Genomic DNA, 13,711 nt, shown 5'->3' with positions numbered 1-13,711 from the left:
GATCGGCGGTGGCTGGTTCTACAACTCCATGGCGCTGCTGGCCGATGGTTGGCATATGAGCTCCCACGCACTGGCGCTCGGTCTCTCGGTGTTGGCCTACCGCGCCGCCCGCCACTTCGCCCGCGACCACAGATTCAGCTTCGGCACCTGGAAGATCGAGGTGCTGGGGGGCTTCACCAGCGCCCTCTTGCTGGTGGGGGTGGCCGGCATGATGCTGTTCGAATCGGTGTTCCGGCTGCTGGATCCCAGCCCGATCCACTACCAGCAGGCTATTGCCATCGCCATCGTCGGCCTGCTGGTGAACCTCGCCTGTGCCTGGCTGCTCAAGGATGATCACGGTCACCACCATCATCACGGCCATGGGCATGGTCACCATGATGATCATCACGACCACGATCACTCGCACGATCATCACCACGGCCATCAGGATCTCAACCTGCGTGCCGCCTACATCCACGTGCTGGCGGATGCGGCCACCTCGGTGCTGGCGATTCTGGCGCTGGTGGGGGGCATGCTGTGGGGCGCTGACTGGCTCGATCCGCTGATGGGCATAGTGGGTGCCGGACTGGTCGCGGTGTGGGCCTGGGGGCTGCTGCGCGACTCCGGCCGGGTGTTGCTGGATGCCGAGATGGATGCCCCGCTGGTGGCGGAGATCCGCGAGGTGATTGCCGAGCTGCCGGATGCCGAGATCCGCGATCTTCACGTCTGGCGAGTGGGGCAGCAGCAGTATGCCTGCGTGCTCTCCCTGCTGATGATGGCGCCCCTGTCGGCCAACCAGATCCGCGAGCGGCTCGCCATCCATGAAGAGCTGGTGCACGTGACCATCGAGATCGCGACCGAATAAAAGCAAACAGGGGGCCTTGGCCCCTTGGTTTCAGTTCCGTTGGCTCTCTGATGTCAGTGCGGTTGCCCGGTGATCTCCTCCTGCGGTTTGTGTTGCCAGACCGCGCCCAGCAGCAGCTTGAGCAGCAGTTGCGGTGGGTTGTCGAGCAGTTTGCCTGACTCCAGCAGCAGCTGTCCGTCGGCACCAAAGCCAAGGCTTGCATCGATGGTGCCATCTTCGGCTACCACCTGGAGCAGACCATTGAGGGCACCGCGCTCGCCGGGTTGGCAGCGCAGCCGCAGTTCGCGGGGCTCTCCCAGCAGAGTAAATGCGCGGCTCAGGGGAGGTGAGTCCTCATAGTCGGGCCAGTTGAAGAAGTGATACTGTTCGGCCAGGGTGCCAGCCTGCTGGCAAAACTGGTCGAACAGCAGCCCGATCGCCTGGTACTCCAGATCCAGTCGTTGCGCCTGTTCCTCAATCCTTTTCATCACCTGCTCCTTCTCTATCCACTTGATCGAAAATTGCTTTTCCCGACCCGGTGACAACCGTTAGTCAGATATGCAGCCAAATTGCCGCGGGGTCTGTGAGCCGGATCCAAGTTTCCATCTGAAAACGTTATCTTGTTGAAAAAGTTTGGCTTTTCTGCCCGTCTGCTCACATTTGCAACGATTTTCGCTGATTAAGATGGCACCACCTGGCAATGACCGGGTGCTCGACTATCGAGACTAACTACACAGCGGGAATTATAAAAATATGGATATGAAAAAGACCAAAGTGGCGCTGGTAACAGCCTCACTGCTCGCGCTTTTGTCTGGCTGTCATGACAACACATCACCCTCCAACCCCAAGCCCCCGGCAGAGCCTGTAGCTCGCCTGCCCAAGATAGATCCCCCCAAAGAGCTGCTGATGGCCGGTAACAATCAGGCGGTGATTGCTCTGGTCGATACCCAGACCGTGGCGGCCAGAAGTGTCGAAGGGCCCTTTGCCAGCTACAGCCTTCATCTCTGGAACAACGAGGCCTGCTCTGCCACCGAGGCGAGCGGCCTGAACAGCGGTTGGGATGACAAGAGCAAGAGCCCTGCCGCGGCTGACAGCTTTGGCCCGGCCTGGGTGGTGCCGCTCAGCAAGCTGGAAGGGTGCATCAACTTTATCGCTCGCAACGGCGATCTGGCCAACTTGACCGGCAGCGACATGAAGGTGATCTTCAAGGATCATCCGGATCGCACCGTAGCCATTGTGGCGGGCAAGAAAGAGGTGTTTGGCAGCCGCGCCGACGCCTTCACCGCCGCGTTTGGCGTGGCAGGGGCCAGCGCTCATCTGATCGATGGCAACACCCTGATTTGGCAAGGGGGCAAGGACAAGCCCCATGTTCGCCTCTACTACGCAGCATCAGGGCAGATCACAGCGAATAGCAAGGGGGTATTTGATTTCCCCTATATCAAACTGACTCCTACCACTCTGAGCGCCGAGCAGCAGGCAAAATATCCGCATCTCAAGGATGCCGCTGCCTTTGCCCTGCCCAGCGGCAAGGATCTCAAGCCCCTGCTCAAGGGGGAGCTGGTGGCTATCGGTACCGATGCTGACGGCATTTTGCTGGGTGCAACTCTGGTACAGAGCGCTGGCGCCCTCGATGCCCTCTATGCGACCGAGGCAACCAAGCTCAGCTATGGTGCCGTGGTAGATGGCAACCGAGTTACCTTCCGTCTCTGGGCGCCGACCGCCAAGTCGGTCAAGCTGGCTCTCTACAATGCCAATCACAAGAAACGTCGCAAGGTGGCGATGACCTTTGACAGCGCCAGCGGCAGCTGGAGTTACGAAGGGTGCAGCGAGCTGATCGGCCAGTTCTACCGCTACGACATGGAGGTTTACCACCCGCTGAGCCGCAAGGTCGAGCACTATGAGGTGACCGACCCCTACTCCCTGAGTCTGGCGATGAACTCCGAGTTCAGTCAGGTGGTGGATCTCGATGATCCGGCCCTCAAGCCGGAAGGGTGGGACAGCCTGAAGGCACCCCACAGCCAGCAGAACCCCGCCGACATCACCATCTATGAAGCCCATGTCCGCGATCTGACCGGCAACGATGATTCCACCCCGTTGGAGCATCGCGGCAAGTTCCTCGGCCTGGCCGATACCGATACCGCACCGGTCAAACATCTGCAGGAGCTGGCCAAGAGTGGCGTCAGTCACTTGCACCTGCTGCCGGTGTTCGACATCGCTACTGTCAACGAGGATCCGGCCAAGGTGGCCAATATCGGCGATGACTTCAGCAAGCTCTGTCAGGTCAATCCGGATGTGAAAACATCCAGATTTGGTACTTACTGCGGCGGTGGCCAGACTGTCGGCCAGGTGTTGGATACGCTCAAGTCGGGCGACACCAAGGATAACCCGCAGGTGCAGGAGCTCTCCGGCTATCTGCGCGGCGTCGACTCCTTCAACTGGGGTTATGACCCCTATCACTACACCACGCCGGAAGGCTCCTACGCCACCAATGCCGAGGGCACCCAGCGCATCCTTGAGTTCCGCGAGATGGTCAAGGCCATCAAGCAGAACATCGGCATGAACGTGGTGATGGACGTGGTCTACAACCACACCAACGAATCCGGGCTCGGCCCCAAGTCGGTGCTCGACAAGATAGTGCCCTGGTACTATCAGCGCCTCAACCCGGAGACCGGCTCGGTGGAGAACTCCACCTGCTGCTCCAACACGGCGCCGGAACACGCCATGTTCGCCAAGCTGATGGATGATTCGTTGGTGACCTGGGCTCGCGACTACAAGATCGATGCCTTCCGCTTCGACCTGATGGGCCACCACCCGAAAGCTCAGATGGTGCAGGCGCTGGCCGCAGTGAAGAAGGTTAACCCGGATATGTACTTCTACGGCGAGGGGTGGAACTTCGGCGAAGTGCAGGATGACAAGCGCTTCGTGCAGGCGACCCAGAAGCATCTGGGCGGCACAGGCATCGGCTCCTTCTCCGACCGCTTGCGCGATGCGGTACGCGGCGGCAGTCCATTCGACGGCGGCGATACCATTCGCGAGACTCAGGGCTTTGGCAACGGTGCCTTTGTCTACCCCAATGAAGCGAGCAAGGTGACCAGGGATCAGGCGCTCCATCTGGCGGATCTGGTTCGTCTTGGCATGGCGGGCAACCTCAAGGATTTCGTCCTGACCGACAAGGACGGGGTGCCGAAGAAGGGCTCCGAGATCGACTACAACGGCCAGAGCGCCGGTTATGCCAAGGATCCGGGGGAGGTGCAGAACTATGTCGACAAGCACGACAACCAGACCCTGTTCGACAACCTGATCTACAAGGCGCCTGCCAGTGCCGATCTGGTGCGGATGCAGGGGGTATCGCTGGCTACCGCCATGCTGGGACAGGGTATTCCCTTCACCCACGCCGGTGTCGAGCTGTTGCGATCCAAGTCCATGGAGCGGGACAGCTACGATTCGGGCGACTGGTACAACAAGGTCGACTACACCCTGGCCGACAACAACGTCGACAAGGGGTTGCCGCGCAAGGATAAGGATGGCGACAACTATCCGCTGATCGAGAAGGTGCTGGCGCTTAATGGCAAGCCAAACGGCACCGACATGGAGACCATGGTGAGCTTCTATCAGGAGCTGGCGGAGCTGCGCAAATCATCGCGTCTGCTGCGTCTGGGCAGCGGTACCGAGGTGATCAAGCGGGTCGATTTCCGCAACACCGGCCCGGCTCAGGTGCCCGGCCTCATCGTGATGACGGTGGATGACGGCATCAATGCGGGAGCGGATCTGGATCCGGCCATCGACGGTCTGGTGGTGATGATCAATGCCACTAACCAGAGCCAGAGCATCAGCGATTTCCGTGATGGCAACGATCAGCCGATCGACCTGAGCGGTCTGCAACTGAGCTCTGATCACCACGCCAGCAACAGCATCGCCCGCGATGCCGCTGTCAGTGGCGGTACCCTGACGCTGGGGGCCTGGTCGGCCGCAGTGTTCGTCAAGCCGCAGTCCGGTGCGCAGGGGGCGGGTCTGCCGCTTGGCAAGAAAACCGACCTGAGCACCCTGCCACCGTTTGGCAACACCGCTGTCTATCTGAAGGGGTTCCTCGATGAGTGGGGCAACACCAACCAGATGGCCTTCAGCAGCAACTTCATGTACGAGTTCACCACCGAGGTGAGCACCGACAAGCTGGGGACCACCAACGTCAAGATCGCGGATGCCAGCTGGGGGCCCATCAACTACGGCAGCTGCAACGCGGGTGACAAGCTGGTGGTCGGCACCCCGCTGACCCTTTGCAAGGGTGGAGATACCGGCAACATCGGGCTCGATCTGGCCAAGGCCGGCAACTACAAGTTTGTCTTTACCGCCATGGACAAGGAGAAGCCGACCCTGAGCGTCAGCGTGGCGGATTCAACACCCTAGGTAAACCCATTGAGCCCGGGGGATGGCTCGGCGTCCCCGGGTTGAATTCCACCTCGCCAAGGGTGGGATAATCCGAGAGAGTAAGCAAAGCGCGACTGCCGACCGGCAGGCGCGCTTTTTCTTTTACGGGGAACCGTGAGAGGAAAAAGAAAAGCCGTCCCGGTGGGGGGACGGCTTTTGGCTGGGATGCTGTCGGCTGGCTTAACGCTTGCGCAGCAGGCGCAGGGCGTTGGCGGTGACCAGTGCGGTGGCACCGGTATCGGCCAGCACCGCAATCCACAGGCCGGTGATGCCGAGCAGACTGGTGACCAGGAAGATGGCCTTCAGTCCCAGTGCCAGCGCAATATTCTGGTGAATATTGGCCAGCGCCGAGCGGGAGAGGCGGATCATCGCGGCGATACCGCCGAGCTGGTTGTGAGTCAGCGCCGCATCGGCGGTCTCCAGTGCCACGTCGGTGCCGCCACCCATGGCGATGCCGATGCTGGCCCGCTTCATGGCCGGGGCATCGTTGATGCCATCACCGATCATCGCGACTTTCTGCGAGCTGGCGAGTTTGGCAATCTCATCGACCTTTCCCTCCGGCAACAGGCCGGCGCGCCAGCCCATCCCGAGTTCACCGGCGATGGCCTCGGCGGCGCGGGGATTGTCCCCGGTCAGCATGATGCTCTGCAGGCCGAGTCGGTTGAGCTCTTGCAGCGCCTCTGCCGCTTCCGGCCGGATCTGATCCCGCAGGGCCAGCAGGGCTACCGGCAGAGCCTGTTCGCTGCTGCTCTGGCAGAGCACAACCACCGTCTTGCCCTGTTTCTCCAGCATGGCGATCTGGGCCTGTTGATCTTTGCTCAGCGTAGCTATCCGGCTCGGTGCCAGCAGTTGCCACAGCTCGCCGTTGATGCGGCCTTCAACACCCATGCCCGGCAGGGCGCGCAGATCGCGGGCTTCTACCTGTGCCAGCCCCTGCTCGTTGGCGGCGGCCACCACGGCACGGGCCAGCGGGTGGTGGGAGCCCTGCTCGATGGCGGCAGCCAGCGCCAGCAGTTCGCCATTGCTCTGACCATTGAGGCTCACCAGCTCGGTCAGCTGCGGCTTGCCCAGGGTCAGGGTGCCAGTCTTGTCAAACGCCACGGTATCGATATGGGCCAATCGCTCCAGTGCGGCCCCACCCTTGATCAGGGCCCCCTGCCGGGTTGCCGCCGCCAGTGCGGAGGTAACCGCTGCCGGGGTGGAGATGACCAGCGCACAGGGGCAGCCGATCAGCAGCAGCGCCAGCCCACGATAAACCCACTCATCCCAGCTCTGGCCGAAGACAAGGGGCGGAACCAGCACCACCAGCAGGGCAACCAGCATCATGGCCGGGGTATACCAGCGGCTGAAGCGGTCGATAAAGCGCTCGATAGGTGCGCGCTGGCTCTCGGCTTCCTCGATAAGGTGCAGGATGCGGTCGATGGCGTTGTTGCCCGGTTCCGATACCACTTCAAGACGCAGCACTCGATCGGCAGCCAGACTGCCGGCAGGCACCTTGTCACCCTGGCGGCGTTCCACCGGAATGGATTCACCGGTCAGGGCGCTCTCGTCAAAGGCGCCGAGGGCGTCGAGCAGGCGGGCATCGGCCGGCAAACGGGCGCCCGGGGCGATTTCGATGATGTCGCCGGGACGCAGCTCATCGGCGCCGACCTCTTCCCGAACTTCGCCATCGGCAGTGGTACTGATCCGCAACGCCTTGTCAGGCACCAGCGCCATCAGGGCGGTGACCCCGGCCCGGGCGCGACCGGCGGCGTAGGCCTCCAGATGCTCACCCAACATGAACAGCAGCAGCACCATGGCCGCTTCGGCGGTTTCGCCGAGGAACAGGGCCCCCACGGCGGCGACTGTCATCAGGGTCTCGATGGCGAAGGGGGAGCCGCTCTTGGTCAGTGCCCACGCCTTGCGGGAGATGGGCCACAGCCCCCAGAGGGTCGCCAGGGTAAAGAGTGGCTGACCGAGCTCTTTCGGCAGCAGGGCGGCGACCAGCATCAGACTGGCCAGTGACAGGGGCTGCCAATATTTGCCCAAAAAGTTACCGAATAGATTGCCTTGCAGGGGCTGTTGTGAAGCTTGCTTACGGTCAGCTGCCTGCTTGTCAGCACTTTCCCCCTTGAGCTGGAAACCGGCGGCCAGCACGGCGGCGGTGACGGGATCGGGGGAGAGACCTGGGGCCAGATCCACCACCAGCTTCTCGGTGGCAAACAGCACGCGCGCCTGCTGCACGCCGCTCACCCGGCTGACGGCGGTCTCGATCTTGCGGGCGCAGCTGGGGCAATCCATCCCCAACACCTGCCAGCTGTGGCGGCTGTTGCCTTGCACCGGTGCAATCAGCGGGTCGGCAGGGGGCATATCGTGCTCATGCTTATGATCGTGAGCTGGCGATAAGGGGGCGCTGCAGCACGCTTGATCGTGACAGCTTCCTCGGGGAGGCTCTTCATCCCCGGGGGATTCATTGCTGTCACGGGATGCGTGCTCATGAGGCGTCGGGGTTGAACAGCAACTGACGGGCGTGGTGTTGTCGCAGCAGTGGCTATCGTGGTGATGCTCACTCTGGCCGGGGGCCGCCTTGCTGACGGCCTTGATGGGGGCGGCGTGCTGATGATTGCAGCAGGATTTGCTCATGATGAGTCCCTCTTGATGGATCCCGCCCCTGCGAGATCCCTGATTACCGAGAAGGAGTCTAAACCTTGGTGTTAAGTCCAAGGTCAACCCCTTTATATCCCTTGTCTTCGCGGGTGTTTGTCTGGTCCCGCCGCCCCTATACTGATCACCCGGATTTTTACTACACCAATAAAGGACATAACACATGAGCAACTCAGTCACTCTGCAAGGCAACCCGGTTTCCGTCGCTGGCCACTTCCCGCTTGCCGGTGAGCAGGCCAAGCCCTTCTCCCTGGTAGCCAAGGATCTCTCCGACCTGACCCTGGCGAGCTTCGCAGGTCAGCGCAAGATCCTGAATATCTTCCCGAGCGTCGATACCCCGACCTGCGCCACCTCGGTGCGCAAGTTCAACGAGCAGGCCAGCGCCCTGAATAACACCGTCGTGCTCTGCATCTCCGCCGACCTGCCGTTCGCCCAGTCCCGCTTCTGCGGCGCCGAAGGTCTGGACAAGGTGGTGACCCTCTCCACCCTGCGTGGTGCCGCCTTCCTGCAGGATTACGGCGTGGCCTTCTCCTCCGGCCCGCTGGTAGGTCTGGCTGCCCGTGCCATCGTGGTGCTGGATGAAGAGAACAAGGTGCTGCACAGCGAGCTGGTGGCCGAAGTGGCCGACGAGCCAAACTACGCCGCCGCGCTGGCCGTGCTGTAAGAGGCTGAGCGTAAAAAATCCCGCCTTGGCGGGATTTTTTTATGGGGAGAGAGCCTGTTCAGGGCTTGGTGGTTACCGATTCAGCCCTGGCAAGCGGGGATGGTTGCCAATCCACATAGGGTCGGTGGATTTTCTCGTAAATCTCGGCCAGTTTGCCGGAGGCGGCGAGTTGCTCGATGGCGCGACTTATAAATTCGTCCATTTCATCCCCGTTTCCCCCTTTCTGGATGATGAAAACATCCTCGAAATCGCCAAAGAATTCACGGTGAATATTGGTCAGTTTCAGATTTTTCAGCATGAGGTCCGCCTCTTCCTGAGCCCAGATAAAGGCGTCGATGCGACCCCGAGAGAGCTTGCGCAGTGACTGCTCGATACTCATCGAACGCTGTACCGGGAAGGGCATATAGTCGGGCACGGCTTCGATCAGCAGATCCCGTTTGGTTGGAACTATGCCATAAGCCATGTCAGTGGTGACCGGATTGGCGGTATTGCTGTAAATCACATGGGTCACCTTGCCAAAGCTGCGGGTGCTGAAGCGGTAGGGCAGCATGTCGACATCCTTGAGATTGCGGATGGCGGGCAGGCCAAGATCGGCTTTGCCGGCGATTACCCCGACCATGGCCCGCGCGAGGGGATAGATAGTGATCTTGATGGTCACATCGGGGTAGAGATCGTCGATGGCGTGCACCAGATCGACGAAAGGGCCCGTCTTGTCGGCATTGATCAGCCCCGGTAGCTCGCCAAGGTGGGCATTGATGATGCGAACCGGTTTGGCCTGAGTGGTGGCAGTGTCGCTCGCCGTGCTGCGGGAGAGGCCGAGGGTGATGCTGCCGGTCAGGGCTGCAGCCAACAGCAGGAGGGGGATGTGTCTGATCATGGCTTCTCACTCTTTGCATAGGGTCAGGACAAGTGTAGCCATCCCCCTCTCCCTGCCGTGCCATAACGGATTGGGTTTTACTTCTCTCTCCCTGCTCACTAGACTTCGCCTTCCCCTCTTCATTCAGCTGATATCTGCGTAACGCCATGACCTTTAACGAACTCGCCCTCGCCCCCGCTCTGCTGGCAGCCTTGCCAACCGACCTCAAGTCCCCGACCCGGGTGCAGCAACTGGCCATCCCTGCCGTGCTGGCGGGACGGGATCTGCTGGCGCTGGCCCGTACTGGCAGTGGCAAGACGCTGGCATTCGGTCTGCCGCTGCTGCAGCAGCTGGATCCCGCCATGCCAGAGGTACAGGGTGTCGTGCTGGTGCCGACTCGCGAGCTGGCCGCACAGGTGAGCGGTGCGCTGCAAGGCTTTGCCGATGAGCTGGGCGTGCGGCTGGTGACCCTGTGTGGCGGGGTGGCGCAGGAGCTACAACAGGCCGAGCTGGCGCAGGGACCACAACTGCTGGTGGCGACGCCGGGGCGATTGCGGGATCTGCTGGGTCAGCAACTGCTGAATCTGGCTGGGTTGCGCACCCTGGTACTGGATGAGGCTGATCGCCTGCTGGAGATGGGCTTCTGGCCCGATATCCAGTGGCTGATGAACGGTATGCCGGTCGGGCGCCAGACCCTGCTCTTCTCTGCCACCCTGCCGGGCGAGCTTGAGGAGTTGGCGACCGGCCTGCTGAAGGAGCCGGAGCGGGTGGAAGCAGATCCTCGCAACAGCGTGGCCGACGATATCGAAGAGCGGCTCTATCTGGTCAACAAGAGCAGCAAGGTGCCGGCGCTCGTCAGTCTGCTCAAGGAGCAGGCGTGGCCGCAGGTACTGGTCTTTATCAGTGCACGGGATGATGCCGACGGCGTCGCCAGAAAGCTGGCCAAGGCGGGCATCGCGGTAGCGGCACTCCATGGCGAGAAGGTGCAGGAGGTGCGCGAGCAGGCTCTTGCCGATTTCAAGGCGGGCAAGGTTCGGGTGCTGGTGGCCACCGATCTGATGGCGCGCGGCATCCATGTGGAGGCTCTGCCGGTGGTGATCAATCTGGATCTGCCCGCCAGCGCCCCCGTCTATGTGCACCGCATCGGTCGTACCGCCCGGGCCGGGCGCAGCGGGCTCGCCATCTCGCTCACCTGTCATGGTGAAGCCGATATGCTGACTGCGATCCGCACCCTTACCGGACGTGAGTTGCCGGTGAGTGAGCTGGCCGGCTTCCCGGTCACCGACCAGCCAGCCAGCGGGGAGGGCAAGCGCCCACCCCGCGACAAGCAGGCCAATCGTCGCACTCAGGCCAAACGTAGCGTCAAGCAGTTCAAGGGACGGCGCTAACTCTCTGTTCGTTGGCGAAAAAATCTCGCCTGAACCGGCTTAGCTGCTCTTCGCGGTACTGCTGCCACGCGGTAGGCGCCATAGCCCCCTGCGCGGCGGCCAGCTGCTGTTCCAACGTTGCGAGCTGCTGCTGATAGCGGCTGCGCTGATCCAGCTGTTGCTGGCGGTTGGCGGCAAACTGCACGGTCGCCTCTGCTCGATCTGCTGGCAGGAAGTGGCGAGCCAGCGTTGCCAGCTCCTCATCCCCCCACAGCTGGCGAGCCTGCTGCAAGCGGGCATCCGGGTTGAACAGCTCGCCCGCCAGATCCGGGTGATCTGCTGCCCACTGATCCTGCAAGCGGCTGAGGGCGTCCAGTCGCTCGGCCAGGGGTAACTGCTCGCTCTCCTGAGCCAGCGCCTCCAGCGCCAGCGCATAGCGCCCCTGTAGCCGATACAGGCTCTCTCCCTCGCCAAGCCAGCGGGCCTCTGCCCCTTCCAGATTGGCAAGCCGCTCGGCCAGCGGCAGATCGCTGTCGCTTACCTCGCTGGCGAGCTGCTGGCTCAGCTCATCCGGCATAGCCCGCCAGCTGGCGGGCACTGGTTCGCTGCGAGCAGACGACGCTGTGGTGGCCTGCGAGCTGGCGACAGTAGAAAGCGGCACCTGAGCTGCCACGTTGGCTGGTCGGGTCGGCTGGCTGGCCGGAGCCCGCTGCTCTGGTGTTGTTTGTTCGCCGAACAGGTTAAACAGCAACAGGGCCGGCACAGTCAACGCCAGCAAGCCGTGGTAACGTTTCATCGGCTTATCTCTCCCTTGACCGGGAAGTGATCGGAGAGGTTGCTGGCGGGCCAGAGGCTGGCGGCGCTGCTGCGGGGGATCCAGACCGTGTTGAGGTTGTGGCGTACGGCGCCGTACTCACGGCTCACTACCAGATAGTCCAGATACTCGACGTTGGCTCCGCCCGAGAGCGGCCCACCGGCATAGGGGTTGATCCTGGGATCGAAGGTCGCTTCGGTATAGCCGCCATAGCCCGGCTCATCGGCATTGAGGTTGGCCAGCATGCCGGCGTAATCGTCGGCAAACTTGCGTTTGTTGACGTTGAAGTCGCCGCCGTAGATGACGGTGTCGCTGGCGGGGATCTTCAGGCTGGCGGCCAGATTGCGGATCTGGCCGAACTGGATCTGGCGCAGCTTGCGCGCCTCGTCGGTGTCGAAGCTGGCGGTGTGGGTGGCGAACAGGTGCCACGCTTTGCCCCCCTTGATCACCTCGGCGTACATCACCCCCTTGTCGGCGAAGCAGTCGGTGCCGGTGCATTGGGGATAGACCAGTTGTGCCTCCCGCACTATGGGATAGCGGCTGACGATCACCACGCCGCCGTCGTGGACGTTGACCCCGGGCTTGTCGAGCACCCTGGTCTGGTAGGGATACTCTTTCGCCAGCGCCTGCAAAAAGCCCTCGCGGCGGCCATCGAACACCTCTTGCAGCAGCAGGGCGTCATAGCCCTTGAGATGCTCTGGCAGCAGAGCCAGCCGCTCACCGATGCTGGAGGCGATCACCGGCAGCGCCCAGACGTTGTAGCTGGCCACCTTGAGCCTGTTTTCTGCCGGTTCCGGCTGCTCCCGTTTTTGGGGGGGCGTGATCATATAGTGCAGATCGTCGTAGCGGCCGGTGAACTTGGCGGCAAAGGCCAGCTCTTGTGGCCCTGCCACGCGATGGATCTCCCTGTCGTTTTGCCAGCCGGATGCGCTGGTCGGCGTCTCGCCACCGTGCTGCAAGGTGGTGTTCCACCAGGTTCCCTCCATCAGCTGGTTGAGCCGATAGACATCGCCACTCGCTGTAGTCACGCGGGTTTCGAACAGATAGCTCTTGCCCGCCTTGACCCCCTCATAGCGATTGAAGCTGAGCACCATGGCACTCTCCCATGGGCCCAGCTCGGTGCGGTGCTGAAGCCACTGACTGCCCGGTTGCAGCTGGCCGGTACCGCTTTGGCGGATATCGATCTGGAGCGGTTCAGGGCTGTTGTTGGTGAGATAGATATCGGTATCGGCCAGTGCCAGTTGCGGGAACTGGCTGACCAGTAGCAGGGCGGCATAACTGAGGGTTTTCTGCATCACAGGATCCTTTTGGTTGCAGGGCAATGGAAAGTGACTGTTATGGCGAATGCAGAGGTCAGTTTGTTTACATTTTGGTTACAAGTAAATGAATTGGTTTTGTTTGGAGCTTTGTGGAGGTGTAAAGCGAGCAAGGCAGCACGCTTGAAGAGAGGGCGTTTCGCGAGAAGGCGCCCGTGTCGGGCGCCTGCAGGAGTTAGTGATGGGCCAGCGGATAGGTGAAGAGCGCCAGATGCGCGAAGTTGAAGGCGAAGTGCACTGCGATGGCGACGCTGAGACGGCCGCTTAGCTGGAAGGCCAGACCATAACAGCAGCCCGCAAGGGCAGCGAAGAGCGCCAGCAGGGGCCCGCCCGGCAGGTGGATGGCGCCAAACAGCAGGGCGCTGGTCACAATGGCAAACCAGGGTTTGCTGCGGCTTGCCAGCTCCTGCTGGATAGCTCCACGAAACAGCGCCTCTTCCGCCACACAGGTGAACAGCAGATTGTTGAGGGCAAACAGCCACCACCAGTGGGGCAGTCCCACCTCGGGGCGCAGTGCTCCCAGTTGCCAGGCAATGCCGAACAGCGCCGCCAGCGGCAGGATCAGCAGAGCCAGCGGACGCCAGCGAATGCTCCCTCCTTTGCCGAGCAGGGTCGGGAAGGCGAGCAGCAGGGCGAAGATCAGCAGCGGCTTGTCCAGATTGAGGTACATGTTGAACGGCACGCTGCCGGGGCCAGCGAGCACCTTGTCCAGCACCTTGAGATTGCTGAAGCCGGGGATGAAGTGCAGGGTCAGCGCAAGCGACCAGACAATCAGTGCAACTCTGGCCATGGTCGCCCGGCGG

The 13,711-nt window shown here is 61.9% G+C and carries 10 protein-coding genes; 4 read left to right on the top strand and 6 right to left on the bottom strand.

Annotated elements, in window-relative coordinates; translation table 11 throughout:
- On the top strand, nucleotides 1-844 hold an 844-nt coding region (gene dmeF, locus AACS24_RS00085; protein ID WP_258223029.1), incomplete at its 5' end, for a CDF family Co(II)/Ni(II) efflux transporter DmeF.
- 53 nt (nucleotides 845-897) lie between these two features.
- Here dmeF and AACS24_RS00080 read toward each other — a convergent pair.
- Nucleotides 898-1,311 carry a hypothetical protein gene (locus AACS24_RS00080; RefSeq protein WP_108572002.1) on the bottom strand — a complete coding sequence of 138 codons (414 nt, stop codon included), beginning with the start codon at nucleotides 1,309-1,311 and terminating at the stop codon, nucleotides 898-900.
- A gap of 265 nt (nucleotides 1,312-1,576) precedes the next feature.
- Between AACS24_RS00080 and pulA the strand changes: the two genes are divergently transcribed.
- The gene (pulA, locus tag AACS24_RS00075) at nucleotides 1,577-5,227 is read left to right on the top strand and encodes a pullulanase-type alpha-1,6-glucosidase (RefSeq protein ID WP_258223028.1); all 3,651 of its coding nucleotides are present in this window, start codon (nucleotides 1,577-1,579) and stop codon (nucleotides 5,225-5,227) included.
- A gap of 201 nt (nucleotides 5,228-5,428) precedes the next feature.
- On the opposite strand, the gene AACS24_RS00070 is transcribed toward pulA, so the two are convergent.
- The gene (locus AACS24_RS00070) at nucleotides 5,429-7,870 is read right to left on the bottom strand and encodes a zinc/cadmium/mercury/lead-transporting ATPase (RefSeq protein ID WP_108572001.1); all 2,442 of its coding nucleotides are present in this window, start codon (nucleotides 7,868-7,870) and stop codon (nucleotides 5,429-5,431) included.
- Nucleotides 7,871-8,054: 184 nt separating this feature from the next.
- Here AACS24_RS00070 and tpx point away from each other — a divergent pair, with 184 nt between their 5' ends.
- Complete coding sequence (gene tpx / locus AACS24_RS00065; RefSeq protein ID WP_108572000.1) at nucleotides 8,055-8,555, top strand: thiol peroxidase; 501 nt, start codon at nucleotides 8,055-8,057, stop codon at nucleotides 8,553-8,555.
- Nucleotides 8,556-8,613: 58 nt separating this feature from the next.
- Here tpx and AACS24_RS00060 read toward each other — a convergent pair whose 3' ends face one another.
- Nucleotides 8,614-9,432 (bottom strand): transporter substrate-binding domain-containing protein, encoded by an 819-nt coding sequence (locus AACS24_RS00060; RefSeq protein ID WP_108571999.1) that lies wholly within the window; start codon nucleotides 9,430-9,432, stop codon nucleotides 8,614-8,616.
- A gap of 146 nt (nucleotides 9,433-9,578) precedes the next feature.
- Between AACS24_RS00060 and AACS24_RS00055 the strand changes: the two genes are divergently transcribed.
- Nucleotides 9,579-10,799 (top strand): DEAD/DEAH box helicase, encoded by a 1,221-nt coding sequence (locus tag AACS24_RS00055; protein ID WP_108571998.1) that lies wholly within the window; start codon nucleotides 9,579-9,581, stop codon nucleotides 10,797-10,799.
- Here AACS24_RS00055 and AACS24_RS00050 read toward each other — a convergent pair.
- From AACS24_RS00050 to AACS24_RS00040, 3 genes are all read right to left on the bottom strand, one after another.
- Nucleotides 10,783-11,574 (bottom strand): hypothetical protein, encoded by a 792-nt coding sequence (locus AACS24_RS00050; protein ID WP_108571997.1) that lies wholly within the window; start codon nucleotides 11,572-11,574, stop codon nucleotides 10,783-10,785. The two genes, AACS24_RS00055 and AACS24_RS00050, sit on opposite strands and share 17 nt — an antisense overlap.
- The gene (locus AACS24_RS00045; RefSeq protein WP_108571996.1) at nucleotides 11,571-12,887 is read right to left on the bottom strand and encodes a sphingomyelin phosphodiesterase; all 1,317 of its coding nucleotides are present in this window, start codon (nucleotides 12,885-12,887) and stop codon (nucleotides 11,571-11,573) included. The genes AACS24_RS00050 and AACS24_RS00045 overlap by 4 nt, the downstream gene beginning before the upstream one ends.
- Nucleotides 12,888-13,083: 196 nt before the next feature.
- Nucleotides 13,084-13,711: CPBP family intramembrane glutamic endopeptidase (locus AACS24_RS00040; RefSeq protein WP_108571995.1), on the bottom strand; the 628-nt coding region annotated here is incomplete at its 5' end.

Source organism: Aeromonas sp. HMWF016, assembly GCF_963878195.1.
Lineage (GTDB): Bacteria > Pseudomonadota > Gammaproteobacteria > Enterobacterales > Aeromonadaceae > Aeromonas > Aeromonas lacus.
This window is presented reverse-complemented; position numbering and strand designations above follow the sequence as displayed.